The organism is Edaphosphingomonas fennica (genome assembly GCF_003034225.1).
GTDB classification, from domain to species: domain Bacteria; phylum Pseudomonadota; class Alphaproteobacteria; order Sphingomonadales; family Sphingomonadaceae; genus Sphingomonas_E; species Sphingomonas_E fennica.
This window is the reverse complement of the sequence record NZ_PHHF01000003.1, coordinates 14,553-37,302: the sequence shown is the minus strand read 5'-3', so window position 1 is coordinate 37,302 and position 22,750 is coordinate 14,553. Positions and strand designations below refer to the sequence as shown.

Genomic DNA, 22,750 nt, shown 5'->3' with positions numbered 1-22,750 from the left:
AGAATTCACCAACCGGCGCGGCCACCTATCGGCCATCAAAATTGACGCCGACCGGACTCCGTAATCGTCGCGCTACAGCCGCCACCGCCGCGCCGACGAGAACAGTGATTTTCATAATGCCCCCCAGAGTTCGTGATCGTTTCCCGCCGCGCCATGCGCGACCGGTTGCAACTTATTAGGTCAGCCAGCTCGTAATACCGAGTCAATCTATCGCCTTGAAAAGCGCTTTTCCGGCAGCCAAATCCGCCAGCGAACCATCAGGAGAGCGAACCATATCCATGACCACGACGACCGATGCCGCGCCCAATACCCGATCCTTTGAAGCCGATGTCAGCAGACTGCTGCACCTCATGGTGCATTCGGTCTATTCCGATAAAGACGTCTTCCTGCGCGAACTCGTTTCCAATGCCGCCGATGCCTGCGAGAAGCTGCGCTACGAAGCCATTGCCAGCCCGGCCCTGCTCGGCGACGATCCGCAGCCCCGCATCACCGTCACGCTCGATCCGGATCAGCGCCGGCTGACGATCGAGGATAATGGCATTGGCATGAGCGCGGCGGAGATGGCCGAAGCGCTCGGCACGATCGCACGGTCGGGCACCAGAGCCTTCATGGAGCAGATCGCCGCTGGCGAGAAGGCCGAGGGCAGCCAGTTGATCGGGCAGTTTGGCGTCGGTTTCTATTCGGCCTTCATAGTGGCCGACCGCGTCGATGTGACTTCGCGCCGTGCAGGCGGCGATGAAGCCGCGCTCTGGTCCTCGGATGGCCTGGGAACCTACACGCTTGGCGCCGTCGAGGCGTCGGAAGTGCCCGTACGGGGCACTCGCGTTGTCCTGCACCTCAAGGAGGATGCGGCGGACTATAGCCAGCGCTTCAGCGTCGAGGCCAAGATCAAGGCCCAGTCGGGCCATGTTCCCGTGCCCATCTTCCTTCGCGAAAAGCCCGATGCCGAACCGCAGCAGATTGCCGACGGGGCAGCGCTCTGGACGCGGGCCAGAGCAGACATCAGCGAAGAGGACTATACCGACTTCTACCGCACCAATGCCGGCCAGTTCGATACGCCAGCGCTGACCGTGCACTATCGCGCCGAAGGCACCCACGAATATAATGTGCTGGCATTCGTGCCCGAAACGCGCCCGTTTGACCTGTTCGATCCCGATCGGGCCGGGCGCATGAAGCTCTATGTGCGCCGTGTCTTCATCACGGACGAGGCGCAGATTCTGCCCCGTTATCTGCGGTTCGTCCGCGGGCTGGTCGATTCGCAGGATCTGCCGCTCAACGTCTCGCGCGAGATGATCCAGGAAAGCCCTGTGCTGGCGTCGATCCAAAAGGGCGTGACGAACCGCCTGCTCAGCGAACTGAACAAACTTGCCCGGACCGAGCCCGACCGTTTCCGTCAGGTCTGGGAGCATTTCGGCGCGGTCCTGAAGGAAGGGCTTTATGAGGATTATGGTCGCCGCGAGACCCTGCTCAAGCTGGCGCGCTTCAGGACCAGCAACTCCGGCACCGAATGGCGTTCCCTGCAAGACTATGTCGCCGGGCTGAAGGAGAATCAGACGGCAATCTATTATGCGGTGGGTGCCGATCTCGATCGTCTGGCATCCTCGCCGCAACTTGAAGGCTTCCGTGCCCGCGGCATCGACGTGCTGCTGCTGACCGATCAGGTGGACAGCTTCTGGGCCAGCTCGGGGATCGACTTCGAGGGCAAGCCGTTCAAGTCGGTCACGCAGGGCCTTTCCGACCTTAGTCTGATCCCGTTGAACGAGGGCGAAGCGCCGGCGGCCGAAACGTCGGACGAGGTCGCCTCCTTTATCACCTTCGTCAAAACGACCCTCGGCGAGGCGGTATCGGACGTTCGCGCCTCCGATCGCCTGACCGAAAGCGCGGTCTGCCTCGTCGCGCCCGACAGCGGCATGGACCGTCAGCTCGAAAAGCTGCTGGCCGGGGCCGGCCGGCTCGACCAGACCAGCAAGCCGGTCCTAGAGATCAATCCGCGGCATGACCTTGTGGTCCGGCTGAGCGCGCTGGACGAAGCGGAGGCAGGCCTGCGTGAGGATGCGGCCCATCTTCTGCTCGATGAAGCCCGCGTGGCCGATGGCGAACTGCCGGTTGATCCGCGCGCCTTCTCGGCGCGGCTGAGCCGGATTCTGCTGCGCGGGATCGGTGGCGCATGAGAGGCGAGCGCCGGCAGACCGGGATGGTTCGCTCTGCCGGCACAGGGCCTCGTGCCCGCAGATGGCTCATTGTCCTTGTCGTGGTGAATATCATGCTCCTTGCCGCAGTGGCTTCGCTCCTGCTCCTGCAACCGGTTCCGGCCGCGGCGCCACGCACCGTCACGCCGCGCGGGGATCTGGCAGCCGACGAAAAGGCGACGATCGACCTCTTCCGCAACGCCCGCGATTCCGTGGTCTTCATCTCGACCAGCCGGCGCGTGGCCGACGTCTGGACGCGCAATGTCTACAGCGTGCCGAAGGGATCGGGCTCCGGTCTGGTCTGGGATGAAGCCGGGCATGTCATCACCAATTACCATGTGATCGAAGGCGCGTCGGGAGCGCAGGTCCAGCTGGCCGACGGCCGCCAGTTCAACGCGACCTTGGTCGGCGCCAGTCCGCAGCACGATCTTGCGGTCCTCAAGATCGGCGGCGTGGGCTTCAAGGCACCGGGCCGCGTGCCGATCGGCACCAGCGCGAATCTTCAGGTCGGGCAGAATATCTTCGCCATCGGCAATCCCTTCGGCCTCGACTGGACGCTGACCAAAGGCATCGTCTCGGCGCTGGATCGTTCGCTGCCAAGCGAAAACGGTCCGGACATCCGGCACCTGATTCAGACCGACGCGGCGATCAATCCCGGCAATTCCGGCGGTCCGCTGCTCGACTCCGCCGGACGGCTGATCGGCATCAACACGGCGATCTACAGCCCCTCCGGCGCCTCGGCCGGTATCAGCTTCGCCGTGCCGGTGGATACGGTCATGCGCGTGGTGCCGCAGCTCATCGCGAACGGCCGCTACGCGCAGCCGGTGCTCGGTGTTGAAAGCGACGAGGAACTGAACGAACGGCTCAAGCGCCTGTCCGGCATCAACGGCGTATTCGTCCTCGGGATCAATCCCGGTTCCTCGGCGCAGCGCGCCGGGCTGGTGCCGGCCACCCGTTCTATGCGCGGTGTGGTCCCCGGCGACGTCATCACTGCCCTGAACGGCAAGCCCGTATCCCGCTTCGGTGACCTGCTGGCGAGGCTGGACGATTTTCAGGCCGGCGAGACGGTCGAACTCACAGTCCAGCGTAATGGAACGACCCGCAAGCTCAGCCTGGCGCTGGATTCGGCTGACTGATCCGCGACAGCTTTCCTGCCGCGGCATGAAGGGGCTGCGTTCGGCCAGCGAAGCGAAGGTGAACCGGGCGCGCTGAGCCTCTTGGCGGAAGGGCCAATGTCGGTCTAAAGCGCCCGGGTTAAGCTAACGGTGCGGCGCTGCAGGGCCTTCGCTTATGGTTGCGTGTCGTTGACCGGAGTGCCTTTCGACCAGCGCTCATCGCTTCTTTCCAGGTACCAGTCCGCTTGAGGATAGGAACCGTCGAGCGCGTCCTTCCTGGAGGAGCTCTTCGACTGAGGGCCGAGCTCGAAACTGTCCATCAAGCCGGCCGGCCATGATGATGCCTTCGGCGTGCCGGCCGTCATGGCCCGCGGGGTGCGGGACGGCGTTAATCGGCGGCTGGGACGCTGTGAGAGCCTGTGAGCTTCAACATATAGGCAGGCGCAAGCCACTCGAGACCGACGCTTCCGTCGAGTAATGCCAAGATCGAAAGCGCGCCAACGCACCACGCCAGGGCCAATGCGCTGCGATGTTGCCTGACGGGCAGCAGGTTCAGAGCCGCCACGCCCGCGACGGCGAGGCCGTAGAGGACCGCCATCGTCTCGATCTCGATCTCGGGCAAAGCAAGGCAGATGATGAAGGGGTGGACGTGGAATGCCGCGAACAAAACCGGGCGCAGCGGCTCGTCAGGCGGACGCAGCTTTCGGATAGCGGGCGGCATCGTCATCGCTGCGACGCCCCCGATCAGATCGAACGCGACAAAGAGAACGATCGCCCACTGCCAGCTCGCCCAGTCCACATTGGCAAGGCCGGCGCATATCGTCGCCAGGACCATGCCCGCCAGCGCCACGCCCAGTGTGAAGCGCCGCTGCACCTGCGTGCTGTCGTAAGCAAGATCGCGCAGCGTCAACGGGAACGATCCTCACAGCGAGGGGAAGTCTCCGGTCCTGTCCCGGCGCTTGACAATGGACAGCCGTCCCGCGTTTCGAAGCGCCACTGCCCCTCGCTTTCGCGCGCAACGAGATCGTCGGCGGGGTAGGTTACGAGATCGCCGGCCGTGCGGCTGCCGATCTCGAGGAAAGTGGCCGGAGCCGCAGACCTGTTTTCAAGATGGTGGCTGGCGCCCTGCGCTGGAAAGCCTGCGCACATGCCCGGTTTCAGGGTCCACTCGCCCGAACTGCTGCACAGGACCAGTTCGCCATCGAGCAGATAGACAAATTCGTCCGATCTGCTGTGGCGGTGATGGAGCGCGGAGACCGCGCCGGGCATCAGGGTGGTCAGGTTGGCGCCGAAGGCCGTGAGCCCGAACCTCGCGCCCAGAGCTCGTTTGAAACGTCCTGCCATGCGGCTGGCAAACGGCTCAGGATAGTTGGACGGACGCTCATTGACCGGCACGTCAGCGCTCACCAGGGGCGGTAATTGGTTTGCCATATCGCTTCAGCTACCTCCTTTCGGAATTTCAGATGGAGCGGCCGGGGGCGAGCAACTCCCACCAGCCAGGAAGCAGCGAGAGCACCAGCAGGCTCGCCATCGTCCAGTTGAACGCGCCCAATATTTTGGGACGATCGAGGAACCGGCGCAGGAAGGAGCCGCCGGCGGCCCAAAGCATGATCGAGGGCATGCCGACCAGAACCAGGACAAACGAAAGGATTAACGCGTCGTTTGCCGCGCTCTCAGGCCGCGAGAAACTCACAATCGCGCCCATGATCATCGCCCAGGCCTTGGGATTGACCCACTGGAAAGCTGCGGCAGCGAGAACGCCGATCGGCTTCGCATTGGTCGCGGCCTCCTGAAGGCCCGCTGAGGTCGCAATGCGCCAAGCCAGCCACAACAGATAGACCGATGCCGAGATATGAAGGGCGGCATGGAATCGCGGCAGCTCACGCGCGACGCCGCCCAAGCCCCACCCCACGATCAGCGCCATCACGACGCATCCGCCAGTGATACCGATCATATGGGGAATAGTGCGACGAAAGCCGAAGGTCGCGCCGGAGGACAGCAGCATCATGTTGTTGGGCCCGGGCGTGATGCTCGCGACCAGACAGAAAAGACTCAATGCCAGGAGCATGAACGCTCTCGCTCGTATTGAACAAGGATTGGACTAGAGCGAAAAGAATGTGTATCAATTCAATTTGAGTCAATCGGGATATTGTCATGGTTCAATCTGGCTGGCGTCCAGAGTTGGGGGACTCGCCTGGAGCGGCGTGGGAGCAGCTCGTGACGCGACTGGAGGCGGACATTGCCGCGGGCACTCTCGCACCTGGCGAACGCCTGCCTCCCCAGCGCGATCTGGCCTATCGGCTTGCCCTCTCGGTCGGCACCGTGAGCCGTGCATATGCCGAAGCCGAGCGGCGCGGCCTGGTCGCGAGCCATGTGGGAAGAGGTACTTTTGTAGCCGAAGGGCTCGGTGTCGCTGCCACCCACCGACCGGACGGTGGCAGGATCAACCTGGGGATGAATGTTCCGCCGATCGCCCCGGTTCTCTCGGTCGCATCGCAAACCATCCAGGCGCTTGGCCAGCGGGAGGATCTTGGTGCGGCATTCGACTATACGTTCACGGCCGGCTTGCCTGCGGTGCGCGAGGCGGGCGCCATCTGGCTGCGCGAACAGGGCGGTGTTGCCCGGGCGAGCGCGGACCGGCTGATCCAGACCACCGGCGGGCAAAATGCGCTTGCCATCGCCTGCGCCAGCTTTGCGCGGCCGGGCGATACCGTGCTGTGCGATGTCGCGACCTATCCCGGAAATCGCACGATCGCGGAACATGGTGGCTGGCATCTGCGGGGCGTGCCGGCCGACGCGGAAGGAATGCAGCCTGCGGCATTGGATCGTCTCGCGGCCGAAAGCGGGGCCCGGCTCTTGATGCTGATTCCCACGCTTCACAATCCGACGACGATCACGATGAGCGCCGCGCGGCGAAATGAAATCGTCGCGGTCGCCCGCACACGGGACCTGCTCATCATTGAGGACGATATCTACCGCGTGTTCGGTACTGATGAAGCGCCGCAGCCTTTGGCCGATCTTGCGCCCGAGCGGGTAATCCATGTCACCAGCATTTCGAAGGCGTTGTCGCCAGGCCTACGGCTCGGCTTCCTGCTCGCGCCCGATAATGATGCTCTGTACGAGCGATTGCTGCTGGCGGCGCAGGCAACCGGCTATTGCCCGCCTGCGGCGAGCGGTCTGATACTGGCCGAATGGCTGAAGACCGGCTTCGCGACCCGGATCCTGCACGAGGTGCAATGCGAGATGGTCCGCCGCAATAGTCTGGCGCGCGAGATTCTCGGCGATGTCATTGCGCCCGGGGGATCGCGGCGCTCGTTGCATATCTGGCTGCCCATGGACGCTGAGCGCGCGCGGCAGGTCTATGAGCGGGCCCTGCTCGCCAATGTCGAATTGACGCCGCCCGACGCACCCTTCGTCGATGGGCATGCGGTCACTGGCCTTCGCGTCTGCCTTGGTCAGCCATTGGAGCTGTCCAGCCTTGAGACGGCGCTACTGGCCTTGAAGGCGGTGCTGAACGCAGATCACTACGCCAATACAAGGGGGGTCCTGTGAATCAAACCATCCGGGGTGGCTGCTTTTGCGGCGCCTGCCGCTACGAGACCGGCGCGGAGCCGATCAATGTCAGAGCCTGTCACTGCCGGGCGTGCCAGAAGGTTACCGGAGGCCCGTTCTACGCCCGTGTCCTGGTGCCCGCCGACACGCTGTCGATATCCGGGCCAGTCCATTGGTTCGCATCATCGCCCGATGTGCGTAGAGGCTTCTGCCCGCATTGCGGGTCGAGCCTGTTCTCCGAGCGCTCGAGCATCAACGCGATCGGGCTGACCATGGGCACGCTGGATGAACCCGAGCGGTTTCAGCCGACGGATCATATCTGGGTCTCGTGCAAGCAGCCATGGATCGTGCTGCCAGACGGGCCGCCGCAACATCAGGAAGGCCTATGACCTGTGTAGTCATCACTGGCGCGTCGCGCGGGATTGGCCGCGCCACGGCGCTGCTCGCGGCAGAGCGTGGATGGTCCGTCCTCGTCAACTTCCGAAGCGATGAAGCGGCAGCCGAAGAGACCGCCAGTCTGGTGCGCAAGCGTGGGGGACGCCCCTTGATCTGGCGCGCCGACGTCACGCGCGAGGATGACGTACGCGCCATGTTCGATGCGGCGGCCGCCGAGTTTGGGCCGGTAAGCGCCGCGGTCGTCAACGCGGGGATCGTCGCGCCGGCGTCAACGCTTGCCGACATGGATATCGCACGTCTTCGGCGTGTATTCGATGTGAACGTGCTCGGTTCCTATCTCTGCGCGCGAGAAGCGGCTCGCCGTATCCCTCTCAGTCGCGGCGGACCGGGCGGAGCGATCGTGATCGTATCGTCGATGGCGGCGCGCCTGGGTTCGCCCTTTGAATATGTCGATTATGCCGGAGCAAAGGCGGCGCTCGACACGCTTACGGTTGGTCTGGCCAAGGAACTTGCCGCCGACGGCGTCCGGGTCAATGCCGTTCGCCCCGGTCTCATCAATACCGAGATTCACGCGTCGGGCGGCAGGCCGGACCGAGCGCAGGAGATGGGAGCCGGCTCGCCTATCGGCCGCGCCGGCGAGACATCCGAGGTCGCCGAAGCGATCATCTGGTTGCTGAGCGCGAATGCGTCCTATGTGACCGGTACAATTATGGACATCGCTGGCGGGCGATGAGTTCAATCCGCTGGAATCGGGTCAATTGCCATCAGTGACGCTTCGCCATCGTTTCTATGGGCGCTGTCACCCCGAGCGCGAAACGCCCACCCCCGAACTGTGCCAACGCGCCTGGTGATGCTTGCCTTGTCCACAATATCCCTTATCTTGATGACAAGACCTTGAGGGAGTCGTCATGTCCAGATCCATGACCCTGAATGTTCGCGTGAGCGGCGCCCTGGGCGAATTCGTCGCCCGGAATGTCGGCAATGATGGTGCTTACGAGAATGTCAGCGAATATGTGCGCGACCTGATCCGCCGCGATAGGGAACGCGCCGAAGCGGAGGGGTTCGAGCGATTGAAAGCCGAACTGACCGCCGCTTTCGCCGCGCCTGAATCCGCTTATCAGCCCCTCGACGCCGAGACGATTATCGCGCGTAACGCGCGGAACTGATCGCGTGACCACATTTCGCGTTCTGGATCGGGCGGGCCGTCGCCTCGATGAAATATACGTTTATACGCGGGACAGCTGGGGCGCCGATCAGGCGGCCCGCTACATTCGGGGCATGTTCACTCGGTTCGGCGAAATTGCCGAACGAAAGGTTCCCTGGCGCTCTGTACCGGTCGAGTTCGGGGTCGATGGCTTCTACTGCCGCTATGAGCATCATTACATCTATTGGCGCTTGCTGTCCGATGGCGCGATCGGGATCGCGACGGTGCTGCATGAACGGATGCACCAGCTCGACCGTTTCCGAGAGGACATCCCGCTTTGACAGACAGCGCCGGGATCGGCGCAGAGACATCAGTCCAGCCTGTTTGGATCTCGCGCAGGCGCTGACCAAACGCCCGCTTGCTCGGCGTCGCTGAGCGACCGGGTCTGGCCCTTGCCCAGATCGCCGAGCACCACCGTTCCGATTGCGACACGCACGAGACGAAGAACGTTGGCGCCCTGGGCCGCGACCATCCGGCGCACCTGACGGTTACGCCCCTCGGTCAGCACGATCTCGATCCAGCTCGACCGGCTGCCTGTGCGCAGAATCCGCACCGCCGCTGCGCTGAGGCGTTCGCCGCGATCCTCGACGGGTTGGGCAAGCGCTTCGATGAAGCGATCATCGGCGACACGGTCAATCTTCACATGATAGGTCTTCGGCACCCGTGAAGCCGGGTTCAGCAGATACTCCGCCCAGCCCGTATCATTCGTCAGCAGGAGCAATCCCTCGCTTGCCTTATCGAGCCGACCGACCGGGGAGAGGAATGGCAGTTCCGGCGCCAGACAGTCATAGACTGTCCCGCGCTGCTGGGGATCGCGCCGCGTCGTGACAATGCCGCGCGGCTTGTTCAGCATCAGATAGACCTTTGCTTCAGCCGCAATCGCGGCACCGTCCACGGCGATGCGGGATCGTGCGGGATCGACGCGCAGAGAGACCGAGCGGGCGGCTCGGCCATCGACGGATACGCGTCCCGCTTCGATCAGCGCGGTCGCCTCGGTCCGGGAGCAGAAGCCGAGCTTGGAAAGCGCCCGTGGCAGACTGACAATCGGCCCGGATATTGCCGCAGACCGTCCGCGCGGCCGTGGGTGGCGCTGCCCCGCGCCTTTCCCGGAAGGATGAAATGACATGGCAAGGCTCGCGCCCCGCGGTGCCGCGTCCCATGGGCAGAAGAGAAATAAGGCAGGAAACAAGCGGCTGCCGGGTCGATATGTCCCCGGACGCCCAATGGCCTCCGGGGTCAGATGCCCGTGATCAATCTGCCGGCGCGGAGTGCCCGAATGAGACGCTGCTTGCTCATGCCCTGTCCTTCGCGCGTTCGCTCGGATGCGTCAATTCAGGACCGGGCAATGACTTGTATAGGCCTGGCCGTCATATGGGTGCCATGACGATTGAAATGCCATTGCTGGCCGCCGTTCAGGCGGCGCTGCCAGGCTCCAAGCCTGTCGACATGGCGGCAGGCGGCAGCACCGTGTTTGGGAAAGGCGCATACGTTCTCGTCATCGCGCTGCGCGAGCCGGTGGTTTTGCCCCTTGGCGGCATCGTTCACCAGCTTTCCGCGGGCCATTATCTTTATGCGGGGAGCGCACATGGCCCCGGAGGGATCGACGCCAGAGTGCGGCGCCATTTCCGGCGGGAGAAGTCATTGCACTGGCATGTCGATCGGCTCACCACTGTCGCCGCCTCCATCCATGCCTTCGCTATCGAAGGGGGCAGCGAATGTGAGATCGTCACGCGCCTCAGCGGACGGTCAGGCGCACGCCATCCGATACCCGGATTTGGCAGCAGCGATTGCCGGACCTGCGTCTCACACCTCCTGCGGGCAACCGGTGAGCGCATGACGTCCCATATCTGCGAACCCGCTGACGGGGACCACGTCTGATGCGCGGCAATCGGAGAAAATGGCAAAGGCGCCGCCCGGCATCGGCGAGCACGACAATTGGCAACAGGGGCTTCTGGACCGTTACCGCCATCATGTGCGCCAGTGCATTTGGTGTGGTCTGGTTCTGGGATAGCGGCGCGTCTGTGTCGGCGTCAGACGATCCCGACACATTCGCCTGCACTGCTCCCTATATCCATGACGGCGACAACATCCGGTGTCAGGAAACCGGGCGTGGCAGGCTCTACGGGATCGACGCACCGGAAATGCCTGGCGCTTGTCGTCCGGGGCGCCGATGCACGCCGGGAGACCCGTTCGCCAGCCGCGATCACCTCCGGCGGCTTGCTGCATCCGGAGAAGTCCGGTGCAGGAAAATCGAAACCGACCATTATGGCCGCGCGATCCTTCAGTGCTGGGTCGGGCAGACCAATCTCTCCTGCGCGCAAGTCGAGGCTGGTCAGGCCGTAAAGCGGTACGGAGATCTCAAATGCCCTTAGGAGTTCCGTGAACAGAGCCGCTATTGCCTTCGACCCTGCCGGACAGACGAACAACTGAGACGCGATTCTATCGGGCCTTTCCGACCTCCGGAGTACAGGGCATCTCCTGTGTCTCTACGCCATTCCCTGTCTTTCTTCGCCAGCGTCATACGACGACAGAACCTTGTTGCGACCTCTGACTTTATGGCTTTCTTGATGTCCCCCGAAGCCCCGGCGCGGCGCCGAGGCATAGGGGACATCTCATATGGCATATCGGTTCTGGCGTACCGGCACAGCGGCTTTCGCGTTGCTGTGCGGCATCGCGCACGCGCCCGCGGTTCAGGCAAACAATTATGGCGAAAGCCTTGCCTGGCAGTTCCGCACGACCGCCGACCGCGTCAACCTCGCTGCAATCGCCGACCTCATCGAGAAACGCCGTTCGGGCTATTACGAGGCCCCCGTCTATAACTCGACGATCGAGCGGCAGTATAATTGCGCGATCACCTCGACCGCGACCGGCAATAACGACAGCCAGACCGCGCTCGCCAATTCCCCGTCGCTGACCGGCACCTCTTCTTCCGCCAATGGGAATGTCAGCAACACCGACGTCGCGGACGGTTCAGGCGCGGCCGCGAGCACGGATCAGGCCAATAGCGGGCATGTGTCCGCAAGCGCGCGTGGGGCCACCATCGCCCATGTGTCCGGGAGCGCGACCCAGGCGCTCAATTCGACGCAGACCAATAGCGGCAATCAATATGCCGGCGTGGCGGATTCCACCGCCTGCCTGTTCGGAGCGCTCAACTGATGCGCGCCGGGGCAATCGGCCGGCAGCTGGCCGGCAAGAGCAACTGGAGGAGGCTCGCTGGTGCGTCTCTCGCGGTGCTGGCGCTGCCGGGCTGCGTCGCGATGCAGCAACAGCGGCTGGCGCCTGGCGAAGCGCCGGTGCTTCAGGGACCGGCGGTGCGCGACAATCGCACGCCCATGGATGCACCGCTCGCCTGTCTCGCAAGCCAGATCCGGGCGGGTGGTCGCAAGCCCTTCGTCATCGCCGTTGGTGACGTGCGCGACTATACCGGCAAATATTCGATCAATGAGGGCAACGCCATCACCCAGGGCGGCGCGCTCATGGTGTCCTCCGCCCTCGGCAAGCTCGGCAGCGCGGTCCGCCTTGCGGAGCGCTTCGATCCCACAATCGCGGAGCGGGAACTGGGCTATACCGATCGCCGTCAGCTCGGCGATGGATCCGCTCACGATATCCCTGGTCCCGAAGGCCCACGGAACGTACCCTGGCTGCCCTATTTCGGGGGCAGTATCACAGCTTCCGATTATTTCATCGTCGGAGGGGTCACCGAGCTCAATTACGACATCCGCTCCGGCGGAGCGGAAGTGGCGGTCGGCAATGTCGGCCCCAAGGTCCGCACCTATACCCAGAGCGTCGCGATCGACCTGCGCATCGTCGATACCCGCTCGCTTCTGGTGGTGCGGACCATCAGCCTGGCCAAGCAGTTCACCGGCTATGAAACCGGCTTCGGCGTCTTCCGCTTCTTCGGTTCCGACCTGTTCGACATCAATGTCGGGGCCAAGGGCCAGGAGCCGCTCCAGCTCGGCATCCGCACCGCGCTCGAGGAAGCCACGCTGCGGCTGGTGAGTACCGTCGCCCGTGTCGATCCGTCGACATGCATGAAGCAGGTCTCCTGGGAGCCCGCGCCCGCCGCGGCCTCGGATAAAGCACCTCTCGCGCCCGCATCATTGTCCGCGTCGCGCGGGCAGCCCGCCTTCAATGGTCCCAAGGCAGGGGCCGATACACAGGCCGGTGCCTCAATCCAGCTCGCCTTCGAGGTCGGATCCGCCGATCTCACCGGATCGGCATCAGCGCTGCTCGAACGGATCGCGGCTGGCGCGGCTTACGGGCCGATCATGGTGACGCTCGTCGCCCGCGATTCCGAAAATCTCGACCCCGGCGCGCGCGATGCGCTGACCGGCCGCCGGATCGAGGCGCTGATGACCGCGCTGGCACAGCGAGGCGTGGCGCGAAGGGCGATCGAGACCGTCTGGCGCCCCGGCAAAGGTGATCCCGCGATCATACCGGCAACGCCCGGTCTTCAGCGGCTTGCCGTGGTCCGGATCAGTCGCTGACCCTGATCCCGCAACGAAAGGAGGCGCCCACACAACAGCATTTCCTTCCTTTTTTCTGGCTCAACCCAACTTCAAAAGGATCATTCCATGCCTTCCATCTCCCGCGCCGCGCGGCGCCGACTCTTCCTTGGCAGCGCCATTGCCGCACTGTCCGTATCCATTGCCACCCCGGCGCTGGCCGTGGGGCCCTATGCCCCGGAAATCGATGCTACCGGTGATCAGGTGATCGCCAACAACCAGATCGTCACGGATGCGCCCGTCGATGCCGCGGCATCCGATCCCATCATCAAGACGATCGTGCTGCCGACCGAAAGCAGCGCCAGCCTGTCCGGCAATGAGGTGCGCGCCTCCGCCACCGCAAACCGGCAAAGCAATGCGCTCGAACCGGATGCGCTCGACCTGATGCCCGCGACCGACAGCACGCATCTCGCGGCCACCGGGAATGACGTTACGGCATATGCGCCGACGGTGATCGCCGCCCGGCAGGTGACCGAATACGCCCCCGTCACAGCCGACACGGCTTTCAGCAGCGTCAGCATGCTCGCTCGCGATGTTGTCGCAAGCCAGCTCGAGATCACGTCCAACCGCCAAGAAGCGCTGGCGACCGGCAATGATGGCGCAAATGCTCTCAATCTCTCCGGCGGGGATGGTAGCGGGGGAGCCGGCATCGCGGTCGCGCAATCGACCGGCTATGGGTCCGACGTATCCGCCGAAATGAGCGGCATCGCCCACATCCTCACGCGGGAGGTGGTCGGCAGCGATGTACGCTCGGAAGGAAATCTTCAGCGAGCCGTCTCTACCGGCAATCACGCCGCCAACGCGCTTTCAGCCGATGTCCTCGGCATCGAGTCTTTCGGCTCCAATGGGCCGCCATCGATGGTGCAGCCTTACGGCGAGGCAGAAGTGAACGCCGCCTATTCGGTCCTCTCGGCGCAGCAGACATCCAGCGACGTGGTCGCCGATACCCAAGGCGGGTTTCAAACGACCACGCTCGGATCCGTTGTCGAGGCGGCGCTAAGGGTCGAGGCGAACACACTGGCCGCCGCTGCCTATGGCAACGATGCGGACAACAAGGCCCGGCTCACGGCTGACAGCATCGATGTCGGCTATAATGGCGGGGCTATCGCCAATGTGACCAATAGCCAGAGCGCTGAAGGGGCGACGTTAGCGGATGCGGATGGGGGCACGAGTATGCTCATCCTCGGTGACGCCATCGGGGCGAAGATTGCCGCCGAGGACAACAGCGTCCAGGCAGTCGCGATCGGCAATCGCGCGGACGGCAACCAGCTGGCGGTCCAGGCTACCGCCATTCGCGCGCCTGAAGGCTCCAATGGTGAAGAGGGCGAAGGGCCGAGGATTGTCGGCACTGCCCAATATGATGAGTTCGGCACGTTGAGCGTGTCCGCGCCGTTCAGCGTCCAGAATGGACAGCGGTTCGAGATGCCGGTGAATGCGTCAGCTGCCGGCAGTGTTACGCAGATCAAGACCACTGGCGGCCTGGTCGACGCGAGCATCACCGCGCAGAACAATTCCGCGACGGCGGCGGCGACCGGTAACCGCGCCGCCAACGGGCTGGCGCTCGATGGCAACATCGTCGCCACGGCCGCCGACCTCAATTCGGCGCAGGTAGGCTATGGTGACGTCCAGGCCAGCGCCGGTGACGATTATGACCGGGCTGGCGCGCGCATTATGGCGCATGGTGATGTCATAGACTCAAGCCTGCAGGTGGCCGGGAACGATGTTCGGGCCAGCGCTATCGCCAATGACGTTTCCAACACTCTGGCTGTCAGCGGCAACGAAATCAGCAATGCGAGCGGCCATTACGATGCGGTCGCCGGTCAGGAATATGCCGGCTTCCTCGCCGCCGCCGATTATGCGCTGGCGAACTTCCAAGGCCTTGGGTTCGCAGGAGGCAACGGCGAGGAAGGTAGCGAGACCAGCGGCTATCGCCCGCTCATCTCCTCCGACATCGTTGGTAGCTTCGAGGCTCGCGGGGGCAGCATCATCGATTCCTCGGTTGCGATCGAAGGCAACGCTCAGGTGGCGACCGCGCTTGCGAACCTGGCGTCGAACAGTCTTTCGATCGAGGCGACAGCACTTGATGATTGGGGCGGCTATGCACCGGGCTCCGCGCTCTCCTCCGCCCAGATCGCCGGCGCAGACCTTGAGGCAACGTCGGATATGCGGATCGCGGCCACCGGCGAAGTCATCGACGGGTCGGTTGCCATCAGGGACAACAGCAATGTGGCGCTGGCCCACATGAATGACGCCGTCAATCAGGCGAAAATCGAGGCTGTTCAGATTGGCGAACTGAGCGGCGCCGATGCTGAACTGTTCACCGATCCGGGCTGGCCTGGCCTTGCCGTTGGCGACCATGTGCTCGCCAACAATCAGATGGCCGATGGCAGCGTCACCGTGACAGCTGCGACCCATGGCCTCAATGGAGGTTTTGACGCCGCCCTCACAGGATCGCGTTACGCCATCGCCGGAAATGATACCGGGGCCGAGGCCGTGGCCAACCAGGCGATCAATGAGCTGACGATGCTGGCTGCTTCGGCCGGCTATGCAAGTGCGGGGATGGCCAACACCCAGGAGAATCATGCCGGCGTTCTTGCCAATGCCATCACACGGGTTGGTTATGGCGCTTCAGGGACGTCCGATGCGCAGATGGTCGTCGAGCGCAATACGACCACCGCACTTGCACGCGGCAACAGCGTGCTGAACGATCTGGAGGCGTCGGGACTTCCAGTTTCCGACTTTACGCCCGCCAGCGCCGAATTGACGGGATGGGGCGAGGTTTCGGCGATGGCGGGGCTTGCCAGCAGCCAGCTCAATACCGGCGAAGTCGTTGCTCGTAGCCAGTATGCGGTTCACGGCGTCGTTCTCAACGGCTTCGGTGCCGAAGGCAGCGCGCTGGCGTTGAACGGCAATGCGGTTTCGGCGTCGGCTATCGGAAACAATGCGACGAATATCGTCACATTGTCCGCGCTCGGTCAGTTGCCAACCGCGGCGGCCGGCACGGTCCAGGTCAACAATGGTCCCATCAGCGCTGAGGTAAGCGGCGCGACCTTCGCGGCTGTTCCTGGCCACCTCACGGCGAGCAGGCTCGGCATTACCGGCAACAGCGTCACCGCATCGGCCGTTGGGAACAGCGCGGTCACCTCGATCGCATCCCTGCGCTGATCCGCCGCGGCGGTCGGCCGCAGCCCCCGGTTGACCACTGATGGCGGGAAAGGCCGTCACGCATCCCCCAGCGTGGCGGCCTTTCAGCCGGACATCATCGGGCGCGTGTTGAATGCAGCGCGCCATAGAGATGTGAGTGACCGTTGCGAACTTGGCCTAATCTCTTCAGCCAGGAGGGTTGAGGCTGGAAGCGTATTCAGGGCCTCGTCCTAGTGTCTGGCCTGTCGCCGATGGATGAATTCGCTGTCGCGTCGCCATCTGCCGCCCTGCAAATTGACTTCTGATCTCTGCGCGGTCCGGCTACATCACAGAGCATGAGTCATGCATTTCCCTTGAGGCCCAGCACTGGACGCCGGTGTATTCGAGGGTTTGCGTAATGTCGCCCGCGCCGATTTATCTCGACGGCTTCGCTACCTTGCCACTCGCGCCAGAGGCCCGCGAGGCAATGCTCGAGGTTTGGGAACAGCCCGGTAATGCGGGTTCGCCAAATGCCTCAGGTGAACGCGCGGCTCACATCATAGCCGATGGCCGCGCTCAGGTCGCCAATCTCATCGGCGCGGCACCTTCCGAGATCATTTTTACGTCAGGCGCAACGGAAGCAAACAATCTTGCACTCGCCGGCGTCGCACAGAGCAGTTCGCGGTCAAGGCCTGGTCGGAACCGTATCATCGTTTCCGCCATCGAGCATAAAGCTGTGCTCGAACCCGCACGCATGCTTGAGCACCAGGGCTTCCAGGTCAGCATCGCCCCAGTCGATGGAGATGGCCGGCTCGATCTCGGCCAGTTCGCAGCGCTCGTTGGAGACGACTTGCTACTCGCATCCGTTATGCTGGCGAACAATGAAACCGGCGTAATTCAACCTGTCGCCGAGGCGGCGGAGCTCGTGCACGCCGTCGGCGCTCTGATGCACAGCGACGCCGCGCAAGCGGTTGGCAAGATCCCGGTCGAAGTCCTCGAACTCGACGTCGACTATCTCAGCTTTTCTGCCCACAAATGCTACGGTCCGATGGGTATTGGCGCGCTCTACGCGGCGGCGCACGCACCCAAGCCCCTGCCGCTCGTCTATGGCGGCGGGCAGCAGGCCGCGATACGGCCGGGCACCGAACCCGTCGCCCTGATCGCAGGTTTCGGAGCTGCCGCCTCCGTGGCGCGAGAGCACCTCACGGTAGATCAGGACCATGGCCGAGCGCTTGTCGACGCGTTTGTCGACAGCCTTGCTGCGCGGCAGCTCCGCTACCGACGCCTCGGCGGGGAGGCCGAGACTTTGCCAGGAAGCATAGCTCTGCAACTCATCGGCGTTGATGCCGACCGTCTTTGCGCCCTTGTGGCGCGAGAGGTGTCGCTCTCAACCGGCTCGGCTTGTACTTCAGGCCAGATCAAACAATCACATGTACTTGAAGCGATTGGATTTTCCGAAGAGGACGCTCGCCAGATCATTCGAATTTTCTGCCACCGCTATCAAAATCTCGATGAGATTGAGACAGCGGCTGAGCGGATTGTTGTCGCTGCGGATCGATCACGCCTTGCAGCTGGAGAGGTTCGCCAGTAGCCTTTGCCCATGAGGCGGGGTTCAGTAAAATTTGATTCGAGAGGGCAGTTCGCAGGTCACGAGACCTTTCCGCTGCGGCTCCTGTGGCTGAAGAAGGCGTTCGATGCCGTAGGTGATGGCGCCGACGCAAGAACATTCCAGGAACAAGATGCCATTGCACGGTTCGGGGTTGGGCGCAACATGGCTGCCTCCATACGATATTGGGCCCTGGCGACGCGCTTCTTTTCAGAGCAGGATCGAATAATCGCGGCGACGGCGCTCGGCCGCGCCATTCTCGCGGATGACGGGCTCGATCCCTTTCTGGAGCAGGCCGCCACAGTCTGGCTCGCACACTGGCAGGTGGCTGGCACCCCGGATATGACCACCACTGCTTATTATGCCTTCAACCATCTGAGTGCTATCGAGTTCGACCCAGCGATGCTCCTCGAGGAGCTGTTTTCCCTCGTTCAGGAAAATGGCTGGCGCGCCACGCGGGGCACGCTCAAGCGTGATATCGAAGTATTCTTGCGCAGTTATGTGCGCCGTGGTGATACGCTCAACGAAGACGCAGCCGAGCCGCTGCTCGCCGAGTTGGCAATCATCAGAGAGGCTCGACTTGGCGGCTGGTACGAATTTGTCCGCGGTCCCAAGCCGACTCTGCATGACGCCGTGTTTGCTTTTGCCCTCGGTGATTTCTGGGAGCGAAGCGGCGGCGCGACGACACTGACCGCCGAGCAGATCTGCTATTCCCCCGGCTCGCCTGGACGCGTCTTCAAGCTTGACGAAGACAGCGTCGTCACGCGGCTGATGCGCCTAGATGATCTGACCAACGGTGCCTGGCAGTGGGTCGACACGGCTGGGCTGAGGCAGGTGCAGCGAACCGATGATTTCGATGCCATGACCACCCTCCACCTGGCTTATGGTCGATACAATGGTCTGAAGGCGGCAGCATGACCGCGCTCTCCGACACGGTCTCAATCGATCGGCGCTTCGCGCGATCCGCGCGGCTCGACGCCGATCTGAATGGCACGCCACCGCTTGTCGGCTATGTCCTGCAGGCCAGTGTCGCCAAGGCGTTGAAGACGCTGGCGATGAGCCAGTCGGACAGTCGGCAAGGCGCATATACCTGGACCGGGCCTTATGGCGGCGGAAAGTCGAGCGCGGCGCTCCTCCTCGCCAATCTTGTTGCCGGCTCCAAAGCCAATCGCAGAATCGCCAGAGAGATTGCGGGCGATGCGCTGGCAAAGCTCTTCGAAGCTGCATTTCCTGAGCCAAAGGGGCGTTGGAACGTAGTCGCGGTGACGGGCAGCAGGGCTCGACTTCGCGATGCGATCGTCGACGCCGCTACTGTCGCCCTGGGCTGGAGCGCGTCACAGGCCTCTGAATATGCGGGGAGTGACGACAAGCTCATCGCCGCTCTGGTGGCCGGCGGGGCCAAGGCCTCGAGCGGCACCCTGTTGATCCTGGACGAGCTCGGCAAGCTTCTCGAGCATGAAGCGCTCGAGGGCGGCGACATTCATCTGCTTCAGGATCTTGCTGAACTCGCGACCCGGAGCAACGGGCGGCTGGTCGTGATCGGCATTCTACACCAGGCATTCGATCAATATGCCGCGAGAGCGGCGCGCGATGCGCGCCAGGAATGGGCGAAGGTCCAAGGGCGCTTCCAGGACATTGCATTTTTGTCCGGTGCGGACGAAACGGTCGCGTTACTCGGCCGCGCGATAACTGCTGAATGCCCCGACAGCGCGAAAGAGACCGCGCTTAGCGTTGCCGAGGCGGTGGCGCGGCGCAGGCCGACCGAGGTCGGTGCCTTGGCTTCGGCGCTAGCCGACACATGGCCTCTCAATCCGGTGACGGCGCTCCTCTTGGGACCAGTGTCGCGTGCACGCTTTGCCCAGAACGAGCGCAGCGTCTTCGGCTTCTTGAGCTCCGCCGAGCCTGCCGGATTCCAGGCTTTTCTGGAAAGCGCGAGCGATGCCGGCGCAACTTACGATCCAGCGCTCCTGTGGGATTATCTCGCCGCGAATTTCGGCATGGCGCTCGCCGGTGGAAGCGAGGGCGGTCGGTTCAGCCTGGCCTATGAAGCGATCGAACGTGCGAGCGCCAAGGGCGGCGCGGTCCACGCGGCGCTGACGAAATCAGCGGCGGTCATCGAGTTTTTTCGCAACGGTTCGGGGCTCGCCCTGTCCGACGATTTCCTCCTCGCTGCGTTGCCGAACCTGTCCGCCAAGGTGATCCGCGCCGCAATCAAGGATCTGCTCGACTGGGCGATCCTTATCCGGCAGCCGCGCCTTGGCGGCTACGCGCTGTTCGCGGGAAGCGACTTCGATCTGGAAGAAGCGATCGGCCGCGCTGTCGTGCCGGTCGACAATGTGCAACTCGAGGGTATCCCCAGTCGGGTAGGGTTTGGCTTCGCAACTGCTAAGCGCCACTACTTCGTGACAGGCGCGCTTCGCACTTTCGAAATCGCGCTGCAGGTCCTTACCAATGATGATACCGCCGAAAGCCTCGCGACGCGGATCATCTCCCGGCCGTTGCGCGGGAGCGGGTTGTTGCTCCTCACCTTGGGTGACGGCGCCCTTGATCGTCAGGCCGTTGAGGCTGTAGCGAAGGGCGCTGCGAAGCGCCTGAAGGAGCAAGGTCGGGTCGTTGCGATCGGCGCCGCAAGCGAGAGTTACGCCCTGCGTACGGCAGCGGCCGAGCTGATGGCGGTTGAACGGGTATTCCGAGAACATCCGCAGCTTGAAGGCGACCGGATCGCGCGCCGCGAAATCGCGGCTCGCCAGTCGCGGTGTATCGACGAATTGCATCGGGAGCTGGAAAGCGCGCTGGAAGGCGCCAAATGGTATCTCTCCCCTAATCCGGGGCGAGCGCACAGCGGAGCGCTATCCGTCGTCGCAAGCACGCTTGCCGACGCCGGATATGCGAAGGCGCCGATTCTCAAGAGCGAATTGCTCCAGCGCGACAAGCCGTCGTCTAGCGCTATGGCAGCATTGCGTGATCTCGCTCATGCCATGGTCAAGGGTTACCAGCACGAGCGGCTGGGAATGACCCAATATCCTGCGGAGCTTGGCCTTTATCTGACGGTACTGAAGCCATTTGGCCTGCACCGCGAGATCGAGCCGGGGCGCTATGATTTCGTCGAACCGGACGATCATGCGGCGGGTCGATCACTGCGGCCGGCCTGGGAAGTCATCGATGCCGCCGGCGACGAACCACTCGATGCGGTCTATGATCGATGGGCGGCACCGCCTTTCGGCATAAAGAAAGGGGTCATGCCGGCGCTCGCTATCGCTTACATGCTCGCCAACCGGGCAACCGTCGCTGTCTACATCGACGGCGTTTACCAGACCGCGATCGATGATGTCGTCGTCGACAAGCTGCTGCAAAAGCCGGCGAGCTTCCGCCTTAGGAAAATCGATAGATCAGTTCGCGAGATGGCGTTCCTTAGCGGCCTGGCCCAGTTGCTTGACGTCGACCAGAACAACGCTTCGCTTCCTGTCGCGGCCGCACTGTTCCAGCGCTTCGAAGCGCTGCCCAATTATGCCAAACGAACGTCCCAACTCGACGAAGAGGTTCGTACGATCCGCAGCGTGGTAACGAAGGCGGATGATCCCGAGCAGCTCTTGTTCGACGATCTTCCTACCGCCCTCGGCGACCGATTGTCACCGCAGGTTATCTATGACGCAATCCTGGCGACCGAAGCTTGCTATCCTGCTCTGCTCCAGGAGTTGCGACTTGCGCTCGGTCGCGCGCTCGGCGTGGATCCGCAGGATTTCGGGGGCATCGCGGAACGGGCCGGCCTCATTAAAGGCCTTACAAATGATTATAATTTCGATGCCTTCGCCGACCGGGCGGCGGCACTCGAAATGGGAACCGGCGATATCGAGAGCCTGGTGAGCGTGCTGCTGCATCGTCCGGCTCGTAATTGGTCCGACCGCGACCGTGAAGAAGCGTTGACGGAAATCGCACGCTACGGACGGCGCTTCCGTGAGCTTGAGGCGCTCGCGGTTGTGCGCAACCGCCGTTCCCATACCGAAGCGTTAGCGCTTGTGGTCGGCCTGGACCCCAAGACACCTCCATTGATGCGCAGTTTCGTCCTGAATGATCGTGAAAAGGCGGCAGCCGCAGGAATGGCTGATCGCCTCGTCGAGACGCTGAGGGCAGACGACAAGAGCGGGCGCCTGCGTCTCGCTGCGTTGGCCCGCGCGGTGGCTATGCTGGCGGCGGAAACCGATGAAGTGGCGGAAGCGGTATGAGAAACGAGCGGCATATATTGGGACTGTCCGGTGGACGGGATAGCGCAGCGCTCGCTGTCTACATGCGCCAGCATCACCCCACGCTCCCGCTCGAATACTTCTTTACGGACACCGGGAAGGAACTTCCCGAGGTCTATAGCTTCCTCGACCGGCTGGAAGGATTCCTGGGTCGACCGATCCAGCGCCTCAATCCGGATCGCGATTTCGATTTCTGGCTTGACGAATATGGCAATTTCCTGCCGTCCCCGCGCACTCGCTGGTGCACGCGGCAGCTCAAACTGCGGCCTCTCGAACACTGGCTCAAGGCTGATCTCGACGCCGGTACAACCGTCCATTCTTATGTCGCCATCCGCGCCGACGAACCAAGCCGGGAGGGCTATCAGGCTACCCACGCAAACATGCGTGTGCACCTTCCCCTCAGGGAGGCGGGCATCGATCGTGCGGGTGTGCTGGAAATCCTGGACCAGTCCGACGTCGGGGAGCCCGATTATTATCAGTGGCGCTCACGCTCAGGCTGCACCTTCTGCTTCTTTCAGCAGAAGATCGAATGGGTCCGCCTCGCCGAGCACCATCCCGATCGCTTTGCCGAAGCAGTGGACTATGAGAAAACCGCCCTGCGTGACGGCTCGCCCTTTACCTGGAGCCAGGGCGAAAGCCTGACCGAACTGATTGCGCCGGATCGCGTCGCGCAGATCAAAGCAGATTATGAAAAGCGCCGGGAACGGCTTCGTCGCAACCGTCGCGTTAATCCCCTCTCTGCTAATTCCGGCGAAACGATCGATGACGTTTACGGAATTGACGAAGCATCAAGTAGCTGCGTGATCTGTCACAAATAGA

The 22,750-nt window shown here is 63.2% G+C and carries 20 protein-coding genes; 16 read left to right on the top strand and 4 right to left on the bottom strand.

Translation table 11 applies throughout. The annotated features are described in order from the left end of the window. Positions 1-278: 278 nt before the first annotated feature. Positions 279-2,171: a molecular chaperone HtpG gene (gene htpG / locus CV103_RS00940; protein WP_107393653.1), complete on the top strand. Its 1,893-nt coding sequence runs from the start codon at positions 279-281 to the stop codon at positions 2,169-2,171. 92 nt (positions 2,172-2,263) lie between these two features. Further along, positions 2,264-3,325, top strand: a complete 1,062-nt coding sequence (locus CV103_RS00935) for a S1C family serine protease (protein ID WP_107393656.1) — start codon at positions 2,264-2,266, stop codon at positions 3,323-3,325. A 367-nt stretch (positions 3,326-3,692) separates the two neighbouring features. On the opposite strand, the gene CV103_RS00930 is transcribed toward CV103_RS00935, so the two are convergent. Genes CV103_RS00930 through CV103_RS00920 form a run of 3 tightly spaced genes read right to left on the bottom strand, consistent with a single transcriptional unit; the run spans position 3,693 to position 5,372 of the window. Then, a complete protein-coding gene (locus tag CV103_RS00930; protein ID WP_107393652.1) occupies positions 3,693-4,214 on the bottom strand; it encodes a hypothetical protein in 522 nt (173 codons plus the stop codon). Continuing rightward, positions 4,211-4,711 (bottom strand): cupin domain-containing protein, encoded by a 501-nt coding sequence (locus CV103_RS00925; protein ID WP_245896592.1) that lies wholly within the window; start codon positions 4,709-4,711, stop codon positions 4,211-4,213. Before CV103_RS00925 ends, CV103_RS00930 begins: the two co-directional genes overlap by 4 nt. 52 nt (positions 4,712-4,763) lie before the next feature. Then, positions 4,764-5,372 (bottom strand): LysE family translocator, encoded by a 609-nt coding sequence (locus tag CV103_RS00920; protein WP_107393650.1) that lies wholly within the window; start codon positions 5,370-5,372, stop codon positions 4,764-4,766. Between the two features lie 149 nt (positions 5,373-5,521). On the opposite strand from CV103_RS00920, the gene CV103_RS00915 reads away from it, so the two are divergent. The 5 genes from CV103_RS00915 to CV103_RS00895 all read left to right on the top strand — a co-directional run bounded on the left by CV103_RS00915 (position 5,522) and on the right by CV103_RS00895 (position 8,737). Further along, the gene (locus tag CV103_RS00915; protein ID WP_170112517.1) at positions 5,522-6,856 is read left to right on the top strand and encodes an aminotransferase-like domain-containing protein; all 1,335 of its coding nucleotides are present in this window, start codon (positions 5,522-5,524) and stop codon (positions 6,854-6,856) included. Continuing rightward, positions 6,853-7,245: a GFA family protein gene (locus tag CV103_RS00910; RefSeq protein WP_107393648.1), complete on the top strand. Its 393-nt coding sequence runs from the start codon at positions 6,853-6,855 to the stop codon at positions 7,243-7,245. The genes CV103_RS00915 and CV103_RS00910 overlap by 4 nt, the downstream gene beginning before the upstream one ends. Continuing rightward, entirely contained in the window at positions 7,242-7,985 is a 744-nt protein-coding gene (locus CV103_RS00905; RefSeq protein WP_107393647.1) for an SDR family oxidoreductase, read from the top strand. Before CV103_RS00910 ends, CV103_RS00905 begins: the two co-directional genes overlap by 4 nt. A gap of 187 nt (positions 7,986-8,172) precedes the next feature. After that, a complete protein-coding gene (locus tag CV103_RS00900; protein ID WP_211314318.1) occupies positions 8,173-8,418 on the top strand; it encodes a ribbon-helix-helix domain-containing protein in 246 nt (81 codons plus the stop codon). 4 nt (positions 8,419-8,422) lie between these two features. Beyond that, positions 8,423-8,737 carry a type II toxin-antitoxin system RelE/ParE family toxin gene (locus CV103_RS00895; protein WP_107393645.1) on the top strand — a complete coding sequence of 105 codons (315 nt, stop codon included), beginning with the start codon at positions 8,423-8,425 and terminating at the stop codon, positions 8,735-8,737. A gap of 29 nt (positions 8,738-8,766) precedes the next feature. Here the strand turns inward: CV103_RS00895 and CV103_RS00890 are convergent, their stop codons facing one another. Next, positions 8,767-9,582 carry a pseudouridine synthase gene (locus tag CV103_RS00890; protein ID WP_107393644.1) on the bottom strand — a complete coding sequence of 272 codons (816 nt, stop codon included), beginning with the start codon at positions 9,580-9,582 and terminating at the stop codon, positions 8,767-8,769. Between the two features lie 254 nt (positions 9,583-9,836). Here CV103_RS00890 and CV103_RS00885 point away from each other — a divergent pair, with 254 nt between their 5' ends. From CV103_RS00885 to CV103_RS00845, 9 genes are all read left to right on the top strand, one after another. Further along, the gene (locus CV103_RS00885) at positions 9,837-10,334 is read left to right on the top strand and encodes a GIY-YIG nuclease family protein (RefSeq protein ID WP_211314317.1); all 498 of its coding nucleotides are present in this window, start codon (positions 9,837-9,839) and stop codon (positions 10,332-10,334) included. Beyond that, complete coding sequence (locus CV103_RS23025; protein WP_342749141.1) at positions 10,334-10,828, top strand: thermonuclease family protein; 495 nt, start codon at positions 10,334-10,336, stop codon at positions 10,826-10,828. The genes CV103_RS00885 and CV103_RS23025 overlap by 1 nt, the downstream gene beginning before the upstream one ends. A 244-nt stretch (positions 10,829-11,072) precedes the next feature. Beyond that, entirely contained in the window at positions 11,073-11,612 is a 540-nt protein-coding gene (locus CV103_RS00875; protein WP_245896591.1) for a hypothetical protein, read from the top strand. Further along, a complete protein-coding gene (locus CV103_RS00870) occupies positions 11,612-12,943 on the top strand; it encodes a CsgG/HfaB family protein (protein ID WP_107393642.1) in 1,332 nt (443 codons plus the stop codon). Before CV103_RS00875 ends, CV103_RS00870 begins: the two co-directional genes overlap by 1 nt. 87 nt (positions 12,944-13,030) lie before the next feature. Next, complete coding sequence (locus CV103_RS00865) at positions 13,031-16,126, top strand: beta strand repeat-containing protein (RefSeq protein ID WP_107393641.1); 3,096 nt, start codon at positions 13,031-13,033, stop codon at positions 16,124-16,126. A 376-nt stretch (positions 16,127-16,502) separates the two neighbouring features. After that, on the top strand, positions 16,503-17,675 hold the full coding sequence (locus tag CV103_RS00860) for a cysteine desulfurase family protein (protein ID WP_107393640.1): 1,173 nt from the start codon (positions 16,503-16,505) through the stop codon (positions 17,673-17,675). 9 nt (positions 17,676-17,684) lie between these two features. Then, a complete protein-coding gene (locus CV103_RS00855; RefSeq protein WP_107393639.1) occupies positions 17,685-18,608 on the top strand; it encodes a DUF4007 family protein in 924 nt (307 codons plus the stop codon). Continuing rightward, positions 18,605-21,913 (top strand): ATP-binding protein, encoded by a 3,309-nt coding sequence (locus CV103_RS00850; RefSeq protein ID WP_107393638.1) that lies wholly within the window; start codon positions 18,605-18,607, stop codon positions 21,911-21,913. Before CV103_RS00855 ends, CV103_RS00850 begins: the two co-directional genes overlap by 4 nt. After that, complete coding sequence (locus tag CV103_RS00845) at positions 21,910-22,749, top strand: phosphoadenosine phosphosulfate reductase family protein (RefSeq protein ID WP_107393637.1); 840 nt, start codon at positions 21,910-21,912, stop codon at positions 22,747-22,749. The genes CV103_RS00850 and CV103_RS00845 overlap by 4 nt, the downstream gene beginning before the upstream one ends. Position 22,750: the final 1 nt, after the last annotated feature.